This is a genomic window from Zunongwangia mangrovi, assembly GCF_900112105.1.
GTDB lineage: Bacteria > Bacteroidota > Bacteroidia > Flavobacteriales > Flavobacteriaceae > Zunongwangia > Zunongwangia mangrovi.
Map to the genome: position 1 here is coordinate 1 of NZ_FOKV01000009.1, position 18,469 is coordinate 18,469.

The following is an 18,469-nucleotide window of genomic DNA, read 5'->3' on the forward strand; positions in this document are numbered from 1 at the left end:
GACCACGTTGATAGGCTATAGGTGTAAAGGCAGTAATGTCATAGCCGAGTAGTACTAATAATCCGTATAGCTTGATGCAACGTTCTCTAAGGGGTGCAAGCTCCTTAGAGACGGCCAAATGCTAAGTTTTGTTAAGTTTTATAGTATTTTTTATTTCTTAATCATGTCAACATATTAGACTGTTGATCAGTTATATTGATAACTGATGCAATAGGTAACGACTTAAGGTGGTTATAGCGACGGGGCTCACCTCTTCCCATTCCGAACAGAGCAGTTAAGCCCGTTAGCGCAGATGGTACTACTATTTGTGGGAGAGTATGTCGCCGCCTTGCTTTTTAAAAACCCTTACCGGAAATGGTAAGGGTTTTTTGTTTTATAGAAGTTTATAAGTTTAGGATGAGTAAACCAATACGTACGTGAAAGTCGTTGCACAGCTAAGAACTAACTAACTCATGACACCCCATAAAAAAGCCGCTCTATCTAATTAGAGCGGCTTTTTATATATTATATGTACTACCCGAAACCTTAGGCGGCCGGAAGATCCCCATTACCCTTGGTCGGTAACTTACTACTGCCCATTAAATATTTATCCACGTGGTAAGTTGCGGTAGAATAATTGTAGTAGATAGTTATTTTTTGAGAGGTAATTTATATGAATTAATCAGTAATAAAATCTTTAAACTCTAGCCAAAACATTTCTAGTTGATGCATATTTTCAGCAAAAAAGCTCTTAACCTGTGGCCAATCATTTCTGTTATTAATACTTACTTTATCTTCTAGTTCTACGTAGATTCTTGAAACGCTTTTTCCTTCAGGTAATACATACTCAGCATCAAATACGATATTAGACAGGTATTCAGATTTCAATAAATTTCGTAGAGATTCTAGTTTTTCAAAATAATAGGATTGAATAATTTCATCTTCAGAATCAACATCTAAAGATATCATTGCTGTTTTTCTGGTAAATGTAAATTTTAGTTGAATTTCCTTAACTTTGGTGTTATAAAGAATCCATTTGCGTGAATATTCCTGTCCAAAGCTTGTCCAAAATTCCTGTCTAAGTTTTTTGCTTTCTTCTTTACTGAACATAAATTACATAAAATAAGCTAGTAGAATTCCCAAAATAATTACGCATAATTTCGAGGCATTAAATTTATGATCTTTAGAAGCTTCGAATAAAATAGTAGTTGATATGTGTAAAAATACGCCTATAACTACTGCATTTATATAGGCGCCGTAATTTTGTATGAAATCGAATTGAATTTTTAGAAAACTTCCGATTGGGGTCATTAAAGCAAATAGAAGTAAGAATAGAGCTGCTTTAAATTTTCCCAGTTTAGAATTGAACAAAAATATACTTAGAATAGCTGCTACTGGTATTTTATGAATTGCAACACCATATAATAGATGAGAGCTCTCACTTAGAGGAAAACCTTCTAATAAAGAATGTATTCCCAAACTAAATAAAAGCATTATGGGGAATTGTTTAGAATTTGGATCATGGTGCATATGACCATGCTCCAATCCTTTCGATATAAATTCTAATATGATCTGGAATAATAGACCTAACAAAATAAAGACGCCTATCTCTTTTCCTTTATTCTCGTAAACTTCTGGAAGTAGCTCAAAAACTGTTACAGATAGTAAATATGCACCACTAAAGGATAATAGAAGTTTAAAACTTGTGGACGATGATGGTTTTAGAAATTTTGCAATTAAATAACCTAGTAATACAGCTAAAAGGGGTAAAATAAATATCATCAATCGTTTCCTGTTAATTATGGCGATGCTTAGTCGATCTTTTTACTGAATGATTTCAGAAAAAATTAATTTTTTAACCAATTAAGCTAAGGTTATTATTTGCTGCGAAAATAACGTAATTTTGCCATTCTTTAAAAGATGATCGAATATGGATGGTAACTTTAAAATGATAGCGAAAACTTTTTTTGGTTTTGAACCAATCTTGGCAAAAGAGCTTAGAGATTTGGGTGCAATGGATGTGAAAGAGGGGAATAGAATGGTAAGTTTTGTAGGTGATAAAGGTTTTATGTATAAGGCTAATCTTTGCCTGCGTACGGCTATAAAGATCTTAAAGCCCTTTGCTGGTTTTAAAGTATTTTCTGAGGAGGATTTATACAACAATATTAAAAAGCTAAATTGGGATGAAGTTTTAGATGTTAATGGAAGCTTAGCTGTGGATGCTACATTACATTCTGAAGTATTTACCCATTCAAAATATATCTCTTTAAAGACCAAAGATGCTATTGTAGATCGTTATCGAGAGCAATATGGTAAACGACCTAATGTAGATTTAAAATTTCCAGACTTACGAGTAAATATTCACATCGAAAAAACATGGTGTAATGTCTCATTAGATACCAGTGGAGATTCGCTGCATAAAAGAGGATATCGTACGGCCACCAATATTGCTCCTATAAACGAGATTCTTGCTGCTGGTATGATATTGAAGTCAGGTTGGAATGGCCAGTGTGATTTTTTGGATCCTATGTGTGGTAGTGGAACCATTCCTATTGAAGCAGCTATGATTGCGTGTAATATTCCTGCAAATATTAACCGAAAAGAGTTTGGGTTTGAACGTTGGAAAGACTGGGATGAAGATTTATTCGAAAAGATAGAAGCTTCCATTCTTAAGAAAGTTAAAGATTTTCATTTTGAAATTCTTGGGTATGACAAAGCGCCATCTGCAGTAGAAAAAGCAAAGGACAATGTGAAGAATGCCAATCTTTCAGAATTTATAAAAATAGAGCGAACAGATTTTTTTGAAACTGTAAAAAGAAATGATCGCCACCTGCATATGGTTTTCAATCCACCATACGGAGAAAGATTGCAGGTAAATATTTCAGAATTCTATAGGAGAATAGGTGATACATTAAAACAAAGTTATCCTGGGACTGAAGCCTGGTTTATCACTTCAGATGATGAAGCTCTAAAGAACGTAGGTTTAAGACCTTCACGCAAAGTGAAAATGTTTAACGGAGGTTTAGAATCTCGTTTTTTGAAATATGAAATTTATGAAGGTTCTAAGAAGCGAAAAAAGCAATTCTAATTTTTAGCCTTTCTGAAAATAGGAATTAGGTAAGAGATAGAGTATCCGTAGCCAATTCCAAAATTACTATCGTCGAACGTACGCCCAAAACCGGGTATGGTAAGATTATCGAAACCATCGGGCGTAGTTTGGCTTAGTCTACGTTTAAGCTGAACGTTAGCCGAAAGATATAGATTTTTCAGCACTTCAACTTTAAAGCCGGCCATCAGTTCGATCCAACTTGCATTTAAACCTGAAGTTTCTTCACCGTTATACCTTATATCATCGTCAAAATAGTCATTAGTGGTGTATATACGATACTCTTCAATATCCTGGCTAAAGGTCGAAAATCCGTAGCGTAGACCTGCAAATACGATATTTTGCATGCCTTCCCAGTTTTCATAAGCATTGTAATTAGCTCCTATCTTTATAAAGCTTCCTGAGGCGGAAACTCGAATATAGTCTTCGCCAAAGGGTAGTGTTTCATTACCAATCTCGGCCGCCAGATAATAATTATCATAGATTCTCATATCGGCTTCGAGCATAAAACCTGTGTAGTCTTCATCTAATGCGGTTCTGGCTAATTTACTTAGGTCAATCCCCACACGTAAGCCATACTTTTCTTTGTACACGGTATCGGCTTCCGCAGCTATTTCAGCAAATTCTTCTTCCTGATTCTGTGCAGACAAAATATTAGTGCTCAGTAAAAAGAGTAGAAGACTAAAAACTAGTGCTGATTTTATATAATTTCGGACTATTTTTTCAGGCATTATTCAAAATAGATATTTAAATGTGCGGTTATGGCATCTTCATCATCTTCGTCTGCATTTTCAAAATTATCTGAAACGACATCATCGACTAAAAATTCCATCCTGGTGATCCATCGATCGTCTTCGCCCCCGTCTGTGATGTAATCTATATTCAAATAGTTTACTTTAAATGAACAAGCTCGGTTGATATATTCTTCTTCTGGATCGTAATTAAACTCGATAATATCTGTATTGGTCTCTAGATTATCATCTTCATCTTCTACAACCTCACCATTTTCATCATAAATAGGGCCGTTATATACAAATTCATACTGAGTTGAATTTTCGCCTGTTCTTAACGGAAGTTGTATACTTTGGCTATTCTCGCGATATAAAACCAGATCTAGTGGATCTCTTCCTGCTTCACGAACCGTTAAGTTAACTGAAGTTCTCGGCTCCCGAGTGGTAGCATCAAAGAAATTGATTACTAACATAGGAGTTGTATCTACTGTTTCTGGGCAAATGTCATCCCTTTGGCATCCTGCAAAAATTACCAGGATGAAAATCGATAAAATTAAATGACTTTTATAATTAGTAAACTTCATTATTTTCTTTCTAAACAAACCACATTTTCAACATGAAATGTTTGTGGGAACATATCGACAGGCTGCACCTTGGTTACCTTGTAATATTCGTCTAGCAAAGCAAGATCTCTTGCTTGTGTAGCCGAATTACAACTTACATAAACAATTTTTTCTGGTAATATTCCTATAATTTGAGCGACCACGTCTTTATGCATTCCGTCTCGTGGTGGATCTGTTATTATAACGTCTGGGTGGCCATGTTTATTGATAAAGTTTTCAGTAAAAACTTTTTTCATGTCTCCAGCAAAGAATTCGGTATTTGTTATGCCATTTCTTTCGGCATTTTCAATCGCATCACTTATCGCTTCAGGAACTGCCTCAACACCAATAACTTTTTTAGCTTGTTTTGCCACAAACTGAGCGATAGTTCCTGTACCTGTATAAAGATCGTAAACTAATTCATCTCCTTTAAGATCTGCAAATTCTCTTGTGATCTTATAAAGTTCGTAAGCCTGGGCAGAATTTGTTTGGTAAAATGATTTGGCGTTGATCTTAAATTTAAGACCTTCCATTTCTTCGAAAATATGATCTCTACCTTTGTAACATATCACTTCCTGATCGTAAATTGTGTCATTTCCTTTGTTATTGATCACGTACTGTAATGAAGTGATCTCTGGGAATTCTTCAGCAACGGCATTTAATAGCAATTCTCTAGCATCCCTATCTTCTTCAAAAAACTGAATAAGAACCATAATTTCACCAGTGCTAGTAGTTCTAATCATTAGAGTTCTAAGTAGACCTGATTGTGCTCTGGTATTAAAGAATGGGATTTCATTTTGCGTCGCAAAAATCTTCACAAAATTTCTTATCGCGTTACTAGGGTCTTCCTGAAGGTGACATTTCTTAATGTCTAAAATTTTATCCCACATTCCTGGAATATGGAAACCAAGCGCATTTTTATCGTCAAAATCTTTACCACTTTGAATTTCTTCTAAAGTCAACCAACGGCTATCACTAAAAGAGAATTCCATTTTATTACGATAAAAATAAATTTCCTTACTGCCTAAAATTGGGGTTATTTCGGGTAATTCTATTTTCCCTAGACGCTGAAGATTGTTTGTAACTTCCTGTTGTTTATATTCAAGTTGATATTTATAATCCATAAACTGCCATTTGCAACCACCACAGGTCCCAAAATGTTGGCAAACAGGTTCTACTCTTTTATCTGAATATGAATGAAAATTTATAGCTGTACCTTCAAAATACGACTTACGTTTTTTGGTAGTTTGCACGTCGATTACATCACCAGGTACGGCATTATTTACAAAAATTACACGTCCATCCGGTGACTTGGCAATGCTTTTTCCTTTAGCACCGGCATCAACAACTTCAACAGCTTCAAAAAGCTTATTTTTATTCCTTCTTCCCATATCGCAAAAATAGAATAATTGCATGATTAAAGGTGTGTGTCATTGAAAAAATCAGGAAACATTTAGTAAATTGCGAAAACATTAAAAATGGATGATTTCTCTCCTAATCTGTAATAGCAGAACAAGAAGGAATTGAATATATTAATGATTAAAATTTGAAAAAGGAATGCCATTAACAGAAATTAATTCATCACAACAAGCTATCGAGTTAGAAGACAAGCATGGTGCGCATAATTACCATCCGCTACCAGCTGTTTTAAGTAGAGGAGAAGGCGTGCATGTTTGGGATGTAGAAGGGAAAAAGTATTATGATTTCCTTTCGGCATATTCTGCAGTTAACCAGGGACATTGTCATCCAAAAATTGTAGAGGCATTAAATAAACAGGCGGCTACCTTAACCTTAACTTCTAGAGCGTTTCATAATGATGTGCTAGGACCGTTTGAAAAATATGCTACAGAGTATTTTGGTTTTGATAAATTGTTGCCAATGAATACTGGTGCTGAAGCGGTAGAAACTGCTATTAAAGTAGCCAGAAAATGGGCTTACGAGACTAAAGGAGTAAAGGAAACTGAAGCTGAAATAATTGTTTGTGAAAATAATTTCCACGGAAGGACAACAACGATTATTTCTTTTTCTAATGACGAAGAAGCACGCAAGAATTTTGGACCATATACACCGGGTTTCCAAAAAATACCTTATGATGACATTGATGCTTTAGAAAAAGCTTTGAATAAAAATGAAAACATAGCTGGATTTTTGGTAGAACCAATCCAGGGTGAAGCCGGAGTTTATGTACCATCTGAAGGTTTTCTAAAGAGAGCAAAAGAACTATGTGAAAAACACAATGTTCTATTTATAGCAGATGAAGTTCAAACAGGAATCGCCAGAACAGGTCAATTACTGGCTGTAGATCACGAGGATGTGAAACCTGATATTCTTATTTTAGGTAAGGCAATATCAGGAGGAGTATATCCAGTATCAGCTGTTTTAGCAAACAACAATGTGATGGATGTGATCAAACCAGGTCAGCATGGTTCGACTTTTGGAGGAAATCCACTTGCTTGCGCAGTGGCGCATGCAGCTTTAGAAGTTATTAAAGATGAAAAATTAGCTGAAAATGCGGAAAAGCTAGGAGGATTATTCCGTAGACTTTTTGATGATTATATAAGAACTTCTAATATTGTTGAATTAGTAAGGGGTAAAGGCCTTTTAAACGCAATTGTAATAAATGATTCTCCAGATAGTTCGACAGCATGGGATATTTGTGTTGCTCTGAAGAAAAATGGTTTGTTAGCAAAACCTACTCATGGTAATATTATTCGTTTTGCACCACCTTTAGTAATGAACGAAGAACAGCTTAGAGACTGTGTAGATATCATTACAAAAACTCTAAATGAATTTGAAAAATAAGAATCAAATAAAATTAAAAAAATCCCCGGTTTTTCCGGGGATTTTTGATTTATAGCAGTTTAGAACATATGCTATATTATAATCCTGAGCTGTATATCTCTCTTTGCATTTCCATCAAGCCTTCTATTCCTCCGGCAGAAATAAGTGCAATTATTCCAGAAATAAATGAAAGAGCACTAAGCACCAAACCAATAATACCTAGAATACGACCGGTTTTTACATTTTCGTAACCTGTATAAAGTTCTGGATTCGCATAGTAAAGTTCTTTCGCTTTATTGGCTAATACGATGGCTAAAATTCCAAATACAATTCCGAATAATCCATAGCAACAACAGCCTATAATAGATAATATTCCGAAAACTAAAATGAGTGTGGAATTAGGTAATTTTTCTTTCATGATTGATTAATTGGTTAGGTTATAAAATTGGCTCATTTTGAAAACATACGAAATAATCATTATCGATGCATTCAAAAAAATAAAAGCGATCTTAACTTTAAAATCGCCTTTAAACTTATATTTAATATTGATGATCAAGAAAATCGCAAAGATAACTAAGGTGTAAATTGCAGGATACATTAGAAAAGCCTCTTTGAAATTACCCTGAAAAAGTAAAATTGCAGCTCTTTGCCCACCACAACCATAACAATCTACACCCAGAAGTGTCTTGTTAAGGCAAGGAAGCATATATTCTTCGTAACCGGTATTAATTTTTAACTGTTATTTTCTTGGTTACTGTTCTATTATCTGCGGTATTGATCTGAACAATATAAATAGCATCTCTAAGATTAGAAGTAGAGAAGCTGAAATCTTTTTCAGACGTTGAAACATCCTTGCTAATTACGGCTCCAGCATTCAAGTTATATACTGAAATATGTTTTACCTTTACGTTTTGTGGAACTAACACCTGTAAGCGACCTTCGTTATTGTTTTGGAAAACATCGATAGAAGCAACAAATTCTTCTTCCTCTGCGCTTGCCTGAACCTTTTCTTCTTCTGTTGGTTGATCATTTTCAAATGCAATGAAAAAGCGATCTTTAAAATCACCATTTAATTGTACTTTATAATGTTCTTTTTTAATATCGGTGTATCGATTATTTTCAGAATCGTATAAAAAGATGTTTTCGTTTTCGAGATTTTCATTTTGAACAATAAAAAAATCTACTTCCATGTTATTATTTGTAATCAAATTAACAGGTATTAATTCATCTCTTCTAAAGGGTTTATAATTAATCACATATTCCTGATCATCGATATTCCATGCTGCATCACTTGATAACTTCCCATACATGGCAGCATCCATGGCTCTATCATAACCGTTAGTAGCCCTGTCGCTAAATGCTAAAACTAATTGTCTAGTATAAGTATCATTAAATGATATATTGAGCCTCAATCTAAGAGCATTATTTTTTTTGGGTATGATGATAGAAGAGTTTTTAGTTTGATTGGCTAAAGGAGTTTGAGATTTTTGACTTGATTTCAATTCTAATTCTGGCTCATAAACTCTATGCTTATTACTAAAAACAATATTTCCGCCTCCATTAGCTCCCACTACCATAAAACCTTGTGCAATTGGAATATTTTGTTTTAAAAGATTTTTACCTTGATTGTTTGTATTTCTTTGGTATATACCATTGCCATTGTACTTAGCAAAAACCGCTCTAGTATAAACCCCAGAATCATTGCCATCTCCGGGAGAATAGTAACCGTAACCTCCTTCGTATTCATTTAATTGATGAGAATTCACATTTTCTTTACTATCCCAGAAATATGCAATTCCAGTAATTTTGTCGTTTTCTATCAAAAACTTCTGGAGATCTAATGATGAAGGATAAGGGTTTCCAATTAAAACTGAATTACCTTCATCAACCCATACCTTGATATCTCCGTTATTGGGGAGACCTCTGAAATCATATCTTTGTGCACTTCCTGGATTGTTTGGTATTCCATTCACAATATCCGATAAATTATCATTGTTAGTTCCTTTCATTGAAAACCCAAAACCAGGTTTTATTTTTTCGACATCATTTCCGACATGTTCCCAATTACTATAACCAGTTCCTCTAAAAATATATAACCATCTTTTTGAAATGGTTAACGGTAATGCCTGCCCGTTAAGACCGGAAGTGAAATTAGCTTTATTACTTAATGTTTTAGTTTTAGGTTCATAAATAATTTGCTTCCAGGTTTTATTCTCCGTACTTACAGGTAAAGACCAATAATTATAATCAAAAGCATTTGAAGTTCCTTCTTGAAAGACAGAAAGGTAACCGTCCCCGGAACTTTTAATGGTATCCCCCTGAAGTAATTGAGCTTCATTTCTTAAATAGATACTGGCTTCTGTAGAACCTGTACTATTTTTCTTAAGTTTAATTCCTTTATTTACGTACAATATTTCATCATTAACATAAACATAACTGTCACCATTGCTAGACGGTGAAACAAATAAGTCAACCTGTGCATTCACAAGCATCGGAAAGATTAATGCCAATATTATGTAATATTGCTTCATAATTAAATTAAATTTGCATGCAAAAATAGTTCAATTTTCCTTTTAATATACGAAAATTTTTAAAAATTAGACTAAAGGCTTAAAAAAAAGATGAAAAAGAACAAGTCGCAAATGCTTAATACTCTTATTATTATAATTGGTGCTGTTATTTTGATCTACGGAATGTCAGTTGCCGATGATACACCTTATGCGAAGATCATTGGACTGGTGATTTTGATGTTCGGTTTATATCGCGCAACTCAATTCTGGTCGGCTACCAAAGATGATTATAAAAAAGAACAGGAAAACGAAAACGAGTAATGGAGTTTGCAGTAGGAGATAGCGTCCAAGTGATCGATGATGATATCGAGGGTGAGATTGTTGAAATTCAGGGTGATATTTTGACGATTGAAACTTCAGACGGATTTCCTATGAAGTTTCCTACGAAGGATCTGGTCAAAATACAACAAGATGTAGAGCCATTACTAGAGCTGGAGAGTGATACTATTGCTGAAGCACTTCAGGAAAAAGAACACTTCAGAAAAAATAAAAAAAGAGCCTCTAATAAGAAAAAGGAAAAGCAAATTCCGCCAATGGAAGTCGATTTGCATATCGAAAAATTACTTCCTTCGAAAAAAGGTCTGTCTAATCATGATATTCTTACCAAACAATTAGATACGGCACGAGGTCAATTAGAATTTGCCATCCGAAAAAGAATCCAGAAAATAGTTTTTATTCACGGTGTAGGCGAAGGGGTATTAAAAGCTGAACTAGAATATCTTTTTAGTAGATACGAAAATGTGAAATTTTACGATGCCAACTATCAAAGATATGGATTAGGAGCTACTGAAGTTTATATTTTTCAGAACCCCTAATCCCTCATTATTTAGTTTCTCATTAAAGTTTTTATTTCACGAGGCTTGTCTCGAAATTAAGAAGATTTTTATCCTATTACCTCGATAGCTTAGCCTTAAGTTCAGGTTTTATTCTACTTCAGTTTCTTCATCGTCTTCTTCTGTATCTACATTTCTTTCATAAATAATAGTATACGAAGAATTATAGCTTCCCATTACAAAGGCAACATTGGTATTAATGTCTGGCGCATTTCCATCACGGTCTCTTAAGCTAAATCCAGAGATTGTAACTTCTGTAATCACACTACGCTGAATTTCATTTTCTATATAGGTAGGATTATCAAAATCTCGTTGAAATTCACTATTTAGATAATCTGGAATTCCATCTTGTTGATCGTAATTTAAAGGATTTAAATATTGACCTTCGTCCAGGTTTGCTAAGTCGTTACCATTTACCTCATTTCTTGTTGGTACACCGTCACCATCGTCATCTGCATCAAGGTAATCTGGAGTACCATCACCATCTGTATCTAAGAAACCAAATTCCTCCCAGGATCCTTCTTCAGGATTTAGTTCATCTTCGGTTAGTACATTATCACCATCATCGTCTATATCAAGGTAATCTGGAATTCCGTCGCCATCGGTATCCAACATTTCAGCATCGGTTAGATTTGGATCAAAACCTTCTACATTATTAGGAACTCCGTCTCCGTCGGTATCGTCTGTTTCATCAAGGTTATCGGTATATGCAACGCTAATGGTAACTGTACCCGCGTTTCCACTAATAAATTCCTGTACAACACGTGGTGTACTTGGCGGAACCGAAGAACAAAAATAATCACTGTCTATTGGTCCATCATAGATCCTGTAAATTAAGCGATTGTTATCATCCAAATTAAATGGGTGATCTCCAATTTCAGAAATTAAAGCTCCATTTACCGTATCATTAATTGGTCCCGTAGCATCAAGAATCAGTGAGATACTTTCGTAAACACCATCGTTATTTACAGCGAATATTACTTTTTCATCCAATCCACAAACATCAAGTTCGGCATCTTCAATAGCAAAATCGGTTACTACAATATCTCCATCATCACAAGAGAACACTAAGAACGCAAGGCTTAGAACGCCTAATATCTTTTTCATAAAAAAGCTTTTGAACAAAAATAGAAGTTTTATAGATTTTCAACGGAGCTTCTTTAAAATTATTTTAAATACCACTACCTTTGTCCGCCATGGAAAAAGTATATTTAGACTCTGCCGCCACAACCCAAATGCGTCCTGAAGTTATAACTAAAATAACTGAAGTGATGCAGGATAATTATGGAAACCCTTCATCGACTCATAGTTTTGGGCGTTCTGCTAAATCGTTAATTGAGAAAGCCAGAAAAACGATCGCAAAACAGTTAAATGTTACTGCTGCTGAAATAATTTTTACTTCCGGCGGAACTGAAGCCGATAATCTTGCGCTAAACAGTGCTGTGAGAGACCTTGGTGTAAGACGTATAATAACTTCGGAAATTGAGCATCATGCAGTTTTATATTCAGTAAATCAACTGAAAGATTGTTTTGATATTGAAGTTGAATATGTTAATCTTACTGCGGAAGGTGAAGTTGATCTAAAGGATCTGGAAAATCGTCTTAAGAACTCTGATGTTAAAACGCTGGTAAGTTTAATGCATGTAAATAATGAAGTAGGGAATAAGCTTGATCTTAAAAAGGTAGCCTTACTTTGTAAAGAATATAAAGCTTTATTTCATTCAGATACGGTACAGTCTATTGGCCATTACGAAATCGATCTTCAGGAAATTCCGGTAGATTTTACTGCGGTAAGCGCGCATAAATTTCATGGACCAAAAGGTATTGGTTTTGCTTTTATCAGGAAAAATAGTGGTTTAAAACCGCTAATTTTTGGTGGAGAGCAGGAGCGTGGTTATCGTGCGGGTACAGAAGGGCTACACAATATTGTAGGTTTAGAAGAAGCTTTTAAACTGGCTTATGCAAATCTTGAAGAAGAAAAAGCCTATACTACCGCTTTAAAATCTCATTTTATCGAAGCGCTTAAAAAAGAAATTCCCGGAGTGAAATTTAATGGGAAATCTGCCGATTTAGATAAAAGTACTTATACCCTGATCAACGTAAATCTTCCGGTTAGCGAAGAAAAAGCTTTAATGCTATTGTTTCAGTTGGATTTAAAAGGAATTGCCTGTTCTAAAGGTAGTGCCTGCCAAAGTGGAAGCGATAAAGGTTCGCATGTTCTAAATGCTTTCCTTTCAGAAGAAGATTTAAAAACTCCTTCCATTCGTTTTTCATTTTCAAAATATAACACCAAAGAAGAGATCGATTATGTGGTAAAAACACTTAAAGAATTTATCGAATCTTAACTCGATAATCGATTTTTAGTAAAATATCTCGAGGCAAGCTTGGGAGTATTATAAACTTTGGTGGTACCAATAAAAAACGCCTCGCAATTGCGAGGCGTTTTTGGTTATTTTAAAGATCAATTTTTTCTGAAGAATTTGGCTTCGTAGGTCGTGGCGTTTCCAACATTATCGGTAACGATCAACTTATAATCATTTTCTGTTTCAGTAACTACACCATCAGAAAAATCGTGCGTTAGTGTATTGTTTTTGTATTCATATTCCATTAGGATCCACTTGCCGTTTACGGTTGCTCTAAAACTTTGGATTCCGCTTAAATCGTCACTTATTTTTACTTTTAAATCACTATTTCCTGAAATCCACTGTCCATCATAAAAATTTACAGGTCGCACTGAAGGTGGATTCAAATCTGAAACCAGTGTATATTCTCCAAAACTGCGTGTGCCGGTCGTAAAACGAGTTGGTTTCTTGTATGTTGTGGAATAACTAGGACGACCGTATTTGTTTAACCTGGCCACAAACATTTTTTCCTTTTCTTCAGTCGGGATATCGCTTACATCAAAACCAATGGTCATGTTTTTGTGTAATGGCACATCGTCATGATGCACTTTTACCGTGTCTCCCATAAATTCGATATCTAAAAATGTATCGTAATACAATGCATTTTTAGGAATGTAAATGTCTATTCCGTTTTCTTCAATAGAAAAAGTCTCATTGTAATTAGTAAAGTAGTCGGTTTTCACGTCATCTTTCGGGGTGATCTCACCAGAGAAATTACCTTTGATTGGGATTCTAATCGTTTTAGAGTTTCCTTTAAAATCGGTTACTTCAACCACGTAATTATAATCCAATCCGTCTTCAATATCTAATTTTCCTTCATTTACAACACCATTATAAATACTAAGCGGATTATTACTTTCCTTAAATAATTTCTGAACTCTTTTTCTGTGATTCGAGTAATATTCGTAATCAATAAGGAAATTCAGATATCTGCTTTCAGCAAAAGAAAAACGCTGAAAATCTAAGTTCATCACCGGACTTCCGTTTAAGGTAGCTTCAATTTTATAAACTCCATTTTTATTGGGAGCAAGACTTTTTTGATCTACAGTTGAAATTCCGAAGCCAATTTCTCCACAGGCTTCCACAGCATTCGTGGAATACGAACCATCATTCTGCGGAATTAATCGCAATTTTTGTCGATTTGCTGAATTGTTTACATGAGCGCCTTCGCCAATAGGATACGCAAATAACCCATCTACAATAGGATCTCGAGTATCCTGAATTTCTATACCAAACATTTCAGGGTTCATTGGTCTTTGACTGCCGTCCCGAATTTCAAAATGCAGGTGTGGGCCACCACTACCGCCGGTATTTCCGCTGTAAGCGATAACTTCTCCCTGTTCAACCTGTAATTCAGAAGCGCCGGGAAATAATTCGATCTCGTAAGATTCTTTATTGTATTGGCGCTCTTTCAGGTATTCTTCGATCTTTGGCGCCAGTTTTTTTAAGTGACCGTAAACAGTGGTGTAGCCATTTGGATGTTGTACGTATAAAGCTTTTCCGTAGCCATAATGCTGAATTTTGATTCGGCTTATAAAACCTTTCGCTGAAGCTTTTACTTCTAATCCCTGCCGTCCCTGTGTTTTAATATCTAATCCTGCATGAAAGTGATTAGACCGTAATTCGCCAAAAGTTCCAGATAAAACTAGGGGAATATCAAGTGGATCTTTAAAATAATCCTGAGGGACATTATCGATCTGTGCATTAGCTACCAGGGAAAAAAGGCCAAGAAAAAGGCTGAAAAATCGCTTCATAAATCGTCAAAAATCATTAAATTCTACTTGCGTAAAGGTAATCAAACTTCGTGCAAAATTAAATCACTATAATTTAGAAAGTTAGAATTTATAAGGCTTAAAAACGAAAATTGAAATAAAAAATCATTGCAAATTTAAAACGGTATGTTAACTTTGTAAGGATTAGTATCGAGTTTGACTTTTATGAGCGAGATCACCGAAATTGTTGATAATCTTGAAAATAGGATTAGTAAGTTACTGCACAGGCACGAGTTGCTTAAGCAGGAAATGCAATCACTACAACAGGAATTGACGGCGGTTCGATCTGAAAATAAATGGCTAAAGGGCGAATTAGAAAATTCGAACGGCCAGATAAAAGATCTAAAAGCAGCAAACGCGATGCTTGGCAGTAATGATTATAAAAAGGAAACTAAGCTTAAAATAAATAGTCTTATTAGGGAGATCGATCAATGTATCGTTCAATTATCTGAATAAATGTAGATGGAAGACAAGCTTAAAATAAAGATTTCGATCGCAGATAGGGTGTATCCCTTAACAATCAATCCTAAACAAGAAGAGGGATTGCGTAAAGCTGCAAAGAAGATCGAAGCCATGATTAAGCAATTTGAGCAAAGTTATGCCGTAAGGGATAAGCAGGATGTTTTGGCCATGTGTGCCTTACAATTTGCAGCCCAAACGGAACAAAAAGATATAGATAAAAGCGAGGAAATGCAAAAAGCAGAAGACAAGTTAAGATCACTTAACGAATTATTGCAAAAGCATATGGCCTCATAACGTTCTTTAAATAAAACTAAGGTTACTGCCTGTATTAGTTACTTTTTGATAAACTCAACAGATAATTCTTTAAAGAGGGTGAGTCTAAGTTGTAAAAGCGCGCCGTTCCCGTTTGGGACTACGGATTCTTGATCAGCTTGTTAGCCCTAAACTTGATTTTAAGGAGTTTAAACAAAACAACGACTAATACAGGCTTTTTTTTTATATAAACAATAAGTATGGATATAATAATATTTGCGATAGTAGGAGTAGTTGTTGGGCTTGGTATTGGTTTTGCCATTGCTAAATCTTTGGAAAAGAAGAAAGCCTCGGGCACTATTCAGGAAGCTGAAAATAGAGCTTCAGGAATTATAAAAGAGGCAAAAAATGAAGCCGAAAGTATTAAGAAGGATAAAATACTTCAGGCTAAAGAGAAATTCATCGAATTAAAGTCTGAGCACGAAAAAGTAATTCTTGCCAGAGATAAGAAAATTGGTGATGCAGAAAAACGTACTCGAGATAAAGAATCTCAGGTTTCTAGTGAGCTTTCTAAAAATAAGAAATTAAATAAAGAATTAGAGAACAAAAGTAAGCAGCTGGAAGACCAGATCGCAGACTACGAACATCGTAATGATTACCTGGAGAAAAAACAGGAAGAGATCGATAAATTGCATAACAGTAAAGTACAGCAATTAGAAGTGATCTCTGGCCTTTCTGCTGAAGAAGCGAAGTCGCAACTGGTAGAAAGCCTTAAAGATTCTGCAAGAGCTGATGCTATGGCTTTAATTCAGGATACGATTGAAGAAGCTAAACTTACCGCACAGCAGGAAGCTAAAAAGATCATCATTAACACAATTCAGCGAATAGGAACAGAAGAAGCGGTAGAAAACTGTGTTTCTGTATTTAATCTTGAAAGTGATGATGTAAAAGGTAGAATTATTGGTCGTGAAGGTCGTAATATTAGAGCTTTAGAAGCTGCTACTGGGGTAGAAATTATTGTGGATGATACTCCTGAGGCCATTATCCTTTCTTGCTTCGATTCTGTTAGAAGAGAGGTGGCAAGATTATCTTTACATAAATTAGTAACAGATGGTCGTATTCACCCAGCTCGTATTGAAGAAGTAGTGAAAAAGACCAGAAAGCAGATCGAAGAAGAAATCATTGATATAGGAAAACGTACTGTGATCGATCTTGGAATTCACGGTTTACAACCAGAATTAATTAAAATGGTTGGTAGAATGAAGTATCGTTCTTCTTATGGCCAAAACCTATTGCAACACTCCCGTGAAGTTGCAAAACTTTGTGGTGTGATGGCAGCTGAATTGGGTATAAATCCAAAATTAGCAAAACGTGCGGGACTTTTACACGATATTGGTAAAGTGCCAGAAACCGAAACTGAAGTACCTCACGCAATTTTAGGTATGCAGTGGGCAGAGAAACATGGCGAAAAAGCAGAAGTTTGTAATGCTATTGGTGCTCACCACGACGAGATAGAAATGAACTCATTACTTTCTCCAATTGTTCAGGTTTGTGATGCTATTAGTGGTGCAAGACCGGGTGCAAGAAGACAGGTTTTAGATTCTTATATCCAACGTTTAAAAGATCTTGAAGAAATTGCTTTTGGATTTGGTGGCGTTAAGAAAGCTTACGCAATCCAGGCGGGTAGAGAACTTCGTGTGATCGTAGAAAGTGAAAAGGTGAACGATGAAAAGGCAAGTAACTTATCCTTTGAGATCTCTCAAAAGATTCAAACAGATATGACGTATCCTGGTCAGGTTAAAGTGACCGTGATTCGTGAAACAAGAGCAGTAAACATTGCAAAATAATTAGAGCCGAAATTATACAATCTGGCCTTAACTTTTAGCCCAGATTTTTAATAGAGCTTATAAAAACAAAAAATCCCCGGAAATTCCGGGGATTTTTTGTTTAAAAATGTTACTTCAAATTATTCATCGTAGATATTGGAGTAAGAGTTTCCTTCAGTAACAAAGAATTCTCCTGTAACATATCTAAAATGATCGTCTAATTTATCGATTTCAGCAAGATCATCTTCATCTAATTGATATCCAGAACTCGCAAGATTTTCTTTAATTCTTCCTTCATTCGTAGATTTTGGGATTACAGCCGTTCCTCTTTGTACAGCCCAGTTAATTAAAATCTGTCCTGCAGAAGCTCCGTGTTTTTTAGCGATCTTTACTATTGTTGGATTTTCAAGTAAGCTTGGTTCGTCTTCAGCTTTCATGGCATCAGAACGATCTCCACTTCCTAATGGGGAATAAGCAGTAACATTAATCCCATTTTTACTGCAGAATTCCAGAAGATCATTTTGATGAAGATAAGGATGTAATTCTACCTGAAGTGCCTCAGGATTTTCATTTGTTTTACTTATTAGATCTTCTAATTTTTCTTTACTGAAATTAGAAACACCAATATGTTTTACCAAGCCTTGCTTTTTGGCTTCAACCATAGCTTCCCAGGTTTCGATAATTGGTACTTCCTGTAACGAATAAAATTCATCATCACTTTCTGGAAAACCAACTCCTTTTTTAAAAGCTACCGGCCAGTGAATTAAATATAGATCCAGGTAATCTAATTTTAGATCGTTAAGACTTTGTTTTAAAGCCGGGATCACATCTTCCTTTTTGTGTGAATCATTCCAAAGTTTAGATGTGATCCATACTTCTTCTCTTTTTATTTTACCTTCAGTAAAAACCTTTTCAAAAGCTTCGCCAACTTCATTCTCGTTACCATAAGTGGCAGCGCAATCAATATGTCTATAGCCGCTTTTTAAAGCGGTTTCTACTGCTTTTGCAACTTCTCCTTTACCAGATTTCCAGGTACCAAGACCTATTGCTGGTTGCTCATCATCATTCTTATACTTAAGCGTTCTTAGTGGTTTCATAGTTTATTGTTTTTCTCGAAATTAATCAGAGTAAAAGGCAAAATAAACTAATAACC

19 protein-coding genes, 1 rRNA gene and 1 other RNA gene are annotated in these 18,469 nt (G+C 35.2%); 10 read left to right on the forward strand and 11 right to left on the reverse strand.

All coding sequences use genetic code 11. The features are described from left to right. Positions 1-223 precede the first annotated feature (223 nt). A 5S ribosomal RNA gene (gene rrf / locus BM201_RS15550) occupies positions 224-332 on the forward strand. Between the two features lie 325 nt (positions 333-657). On the opposite strand, the gene BM201_RS15555 is transcribed toward rrf, so the two are convergent. After that, positions 658-1,089, reverse strand: coding sequence for a DUF4268 domain-containing protein (locus tag BM201_RS15555; RefSeq protein WP_092544280.1), 432 nt, complete (start codon positions 1,087-1,089; stop codon positions 658-660). A gap of 3 nt (positions 1,090-1,092) precedes the next feature. Continuing rightward, positions 1,093-1,761: a ZIP family metal transporter gene (locus BM201_RS15560; RefSeq protein ID WP_092544282.1), complete on the reverse strand. Its 669-nt coding sequence runs from the start codon at positions 1,759-1,761 to the stop codon at positions 1,093-1,095. Positions 1,762-1,909: 148 nt separating this feature from the next. Here BM201_RS15560 and BM201_RS15565 point away from each other — a divergent pair, with 148 nt between their 5' ends. After that, on the forward strand, positions 1,910-3,067 hold the full coding sequence (locus tag BM201_RS15565) for a THUMP domain-containing class I SAM-dependent RNA methyltransferase (RefSeq protein WP_092544284.1): 1,158 nt from the start codon (positions 1,910-1,912) through the stop codon (positions 3,065-3,067). On the opposite strand, the gene BM201_RS15570 is transcribed toward BM201_RS15565, so the two are convergent. The 3 genes from BM201_RS15570 to rlmD are packed head-to-tail and all read right to left on the reverse strand — an operon-like array spanning position 3,064 to position 5,809. Continuing rightward, positions 3,064-3,816 (reverse strand): DUF6048 family protein, encoded by a 753-nt coding sequence (locus BM201_RS15570; protein WP_092544286.1) that lies wholly within the window; start codon positions 3,814-3,816, stop codon positions 3,064-3,066. The two genes, BM201_RS15565 and BM201_RS15570, sit on opposite strands and share 4 nt — an antisense overlap. After that, positions 3,816-4,400 (reverse strand): DUF6452 family protein, encoded by a 585-nt coding sequence (locus BM201_RS15575; protein WP_092544288.1) that lies wholly within the window; start codon positions 4,398-4,400, stop codon positions 3,816-3,818. Before BM201_RS15575 ends, BM201_RS15570 begins: the two co-directional genes overlap by 1 nt. Next, positions 4,400-5,809: a 23S rRNA (uracil(1939)-C(5))-methyltransferase RlmD gene (gene rlmD, locus BM201_RS15580; protein ID WP_092544290.1), complete on the reverse strand. Its 1,410-nt coding sequence runs from the start codon at positions 5,807-5,809 to the stop codon at positions 4,400-4,402. The genes BM201_RS15575 and rlmD overlap by 1 nt, the downstream gene beginning before the upstream one ends. 166 nt (positions 5,810-5,975) lie before the next feature. Here rlmD and rocD point away from each other — a divergent pair, with 166 nt between their 5' ends. Then, positions 5,976-7,220, forward strand: a complete 1,245-nt coding sequence (rocD, locus tag BM201_RS15585) for an ornithine--oxo-acid transaminase (protein ID WP_092544292.1) — start codon at positions 5,976-5,978, stop codon at positions 7,218-7,220. A 76-nt stretch (positions 7,221-7,296) separates the two neighbouring features. Here the strand turns inward: rocD and BM201_RS15590 are convergent, their stop codons facing one another. Genes BM201_RS15590 through BM201_RS15600 form a run of 3 tightly spaced genes read right to left on the reverse strand, consistent with a single transcriptional unit; the run spans position 7,297 to position 9,730 of the window. Further along, positions 7,297-7,620: a CCC motif membrane protein gene (locus tag BM201_RS15590; protein WP_092544294.1), complete on the reverse strand. Its 324-nt coding sequence runs from the start codon at positions 7,618-7,620 to the stop codon at positions 7,297-7,299. Positions 7,621-7,623: 3 nt separating this feature from the next. Continuing rightward, positions 7,624-7,905: a DUF2752 domain-containing protein gene (locus tag BM201_RS15595; RefSeq protein ID WP_092544296.1), complete on the reverse strand. Its 282-nt coding sequence runs from the start codon at positions 7,903-7,905 to the stop codon at positions 7,624-7,626. 19 nt (positions 7,906-7,924) lie between these two features. Then, positions 7,925-9,730 (reverse strand): T9SS type A sorting domain-containing protein, encoded by a 1,806-nt coding sequence (locus BM201_RS15600; protein ID WP_092544298.1) that lies wholly within the window; start codon positions 9,728-9,730, stop codon positions 7,925-7,927. Positions 9,731-9,820: 90 nt separating this feature from the next. Here BM201_RS15600 and BM201_RS15605 point away from each other — a divergent pair, with 90 nt between their 5' ends. Together BM201_RS15605 and BM201_RS15610 are read left to right on the forward strand one after the other, a co-directional pair. Next, the gene (locus BM201_RS15605) at positions 9,821-10,030 is read left to right on the forward strand and encodes a hypothetical protein (RefSeq protein ID WP_092544300.1); all 210 of its coding nucleotides are present in this window, start codon (positions 9,821-9,823) and stop codon (positions 10,028-10,030) included. Further along, on the forward strand, positions 10,030-10,584 hold the full coding sequence (locus BM201_RS15610) for a Smr/MutS family protein (protein ID WP_092544302.1): 555 nt from the start codon (positions 10,030-10,032) through the stop codon (positions 10,582-10,584). Before BM201_RS15605 ends, BM201_RS15610 begins: the two co-directional genes overlap by 1 nt. Positions 10,585-10,692: 108 nt before the next feature. On the opposite strand, the gene BM201_RS15615 is transcribed toward BM201_RS15610, so the two are convergent. After that, the gene (locus BM201_RS15615; RefSeq protein WP_092544304.1) at positions 10,693-11,709 is read right to left on the reverse strand and encodes a hypothetical protein; all 1,017 of its coding nucleotides are present in this window, start codon (positions 11,707-11,709) and stop codon (positions 10,693-10,695) included. A gap of 89 nt (positions 11,710-11,798) precedes the next feature. On the opposite strand from BM201_RS15615, the gene BM201_RS15620 reads away from it, so the two are divergent. After that, complete coding sequence (locus tag BM201_RS15620) at positions 11,799-12,947, forward strand: cysteine desulfurase family protein (RefSeq protein WP_092544306.1); 1,149 nt, start codon at positions 11,799-11,801, stop codon at positions 12,945-12,947. A 116-nt stretch (positions 12,948-13,063) separates the two neighbouring features. Here the strand turns inward: BM201_RS15620 and BM201_RS15625 are convergent, their stop codons facing one another. Next, on the reverse strand, positions 13,064-14,758 hold the full coding sequence (locus tag BM201_RS15625) for a M23 family metallopeptidase (protein WP_092544308.1): 1,695 nt from the start codon (positions 14,756-14,758) through the stop codon (positions 13,064-13,066). Positions 14,759-14,941: 183 nt separating this feature from the next. On the opposite strand from BM201_RS15625, the gene BM201_RS15630 reads away from it, so the two are divergent. From BM201_RS15630 to rny, 4 genes are all read left to right on the forward strand, one after another. Further along, positions 14,942-15,232: a hypothetical protein gene (locus tag BM201_RS15630; protein WP_092544310.1), complete on the forward strand. Its 291-nt coding sequence runs from the start codon at positions 14,942-14,944 to the stop codon at positions 15,230-15,232. A 6-nt stretch (positions 15,233-15,238) separates the two neighbouring features. Beyond that, positions 15,239-15,532: a cell division protein ZapA gene (locus BM201_RS15635; RefSeq protein WP_092544312.1), complete on the forward strand. Its 294-nt coding sequence runs from the start codon at positions 15,239-15,241 to the stop codon at positions 15,530-15,532. 52 nt (positions 15,533-15,584) lie between these two features. Next, a non-coding RNA gene (gene ssrS, locus BM201_RS15640) (6S RNA) lies at positions 15,585-15,701 on the forward strand. A 49-nt stretch (positions 15,702-15,750) separates the two neighbouring features. Next, positions 15,751-17,337 (forward strand): ribonuclease Y, encoded by a 1,587-nt coding sequence (rny, locus tag BM201_RS15645; RefSeq protein ID WP_092544314.1) that lies wholly within the window; start codon positions 15,751-15,753, stop codon positions 17,335-17,337. A 119-nt stretch (positions 17,338-17,456) separates the two neighbouring features. Here rny and BM201_RS15650 read toward each other — a convergent pair whose 3' ends face one another. After that, positions 17,457-18,413, reverse strand: coding sequence for an aldo/keto reductase (locus BM201_RS15650; RefSeq protein ID WP_092544316.1), 957 nt, complete (start codon positions 18,411-18,413; stop codon positions 17,457-17,459). Positions 18,414-18,469 lie beyond the last annotated feature (56 nt).

Bases quoted from the DNA above. Each gene is read 5' to 3' on its own strand.
- BM201_RS15620 (WP_092544306.1), top strand. From the start codon at position 11,799: ATGGAAAAAGTATATTTAGACTCTGCCGCCACAACCCAAATGCGTCCT.
- rny (WP_092544314.1), top strand. From the start codon at position 15,751: ATGGATATAATAATATTTGCGATAGTAGGAGTAGTTGTTGGGCTTGGT.
- rlmD (WP_092544290.1), bottom strand. From the start codon at position 5,809: ATGGGAAGAAGGAATAAAAATAAGCTTTTTGAAGCTGTTGAAGTTGTT.
- BM201_RS15635 (WP_092544312.1), top strand. From the start codon at position 15,239: ATGGAAGACAAGCTTAAAATAAAGATTTCGATCGCAGATAGGGTGTAT.
- BM201_RS15605 (WP_092544300.1), top strand. From the start codon at position 9,821: ATGAAAAAGAACAAGTCGCAAATGCTTAATACTCTTATTATTATAATT.
- BM201_RS15650 (WP_092544316.1), bottom strand. From the start codon at position 18,413: ATGAAACCACTAAGAACGCTTAAGTATAAGAATGATGATGAGCAACCA.
- BM201_RS15595 (WP_092544296.1), bottom strand. From the start codon at position 7,905: ATGCTTCCTTGCCTTAACAAGACACTTCTGGGTGTAGATTGTTATGGT.
- BM201_RS15575 (WP_092544288.1), bottom strand. From the start codon at position 4,400: ATGAAGTTTACTAATTATAAAAGTCATTTAATTTTATCGATTTTCATC.
- BM201_RS15625 (WP_092544308.1), bottom strand. From the start codon at position 14,758: ATGAAGCGATTTTTCAGCCTTTTTCTTGGCCTTTTTTCCCTGGTAGCT.
- BM201_RS15610 (WP_092544302.1), top strand. From the start codon at position 10,030: ATGGAGTTTGCAGTAGGAGATAGCGTCCAAGTGATCGATGATGATATC.
- BM201_RS15560 (WP_092544282.1), bottom strand. From the start codon at position 1,761: ATGATATTTATTTTACCCCTTTTAGCTGTATTACTAGGTTATTTAATT.
- rocD (WP_092544292.1), top strand. From the start codon at position 5,976: ATGCCATTAACAGAAATTAATTCATCACAACAAGCTATCGAGTTAGAA.
- BM201_RS15565 (WP_092544284.1), top strand. From the start codon at position 1,910: ATGGATGGTAACTTTAAAATGATAGCGAAAACTTTTTTTGGTTTTGAA.
- BM201_RS15600 (WP_092544298.1), bottom strand. From the start codon at position 9,730: ATGAAGCAATATTACATAATATTGGCATTAATCTTTCCGATGCTTGTG.
- BM201_RS15630 (WP_092544310.1), top strand. From the start codon at position 14,942: ATGAGCGAGATCACCGAAATTGTTGATAATCTTGAAAATAGGATTAGT.
- BM201_RS15555 (WP_092544280.1), bottom strand. From the start codon at position 1,089: ATGTTCAGTAAAGAAGAAAGCAAAAAACTTAGACAGGAATTTTGGACA.
- BM201_RS15570 (WP_092544286.1), bottom strand. From the start codon at position 3,816: ATGCCTGAAAAAATAGTCCGAAATTATATAAAATCAGCACTAGTTTTT.
- BM201_RS15615 (WP_092544304.1), bottom strand. From the start codon at position 11,709: ATGAAAAAGATATTAGGCGTTCTAAGCCTTGCGTTCTTAGTGTTCTCT.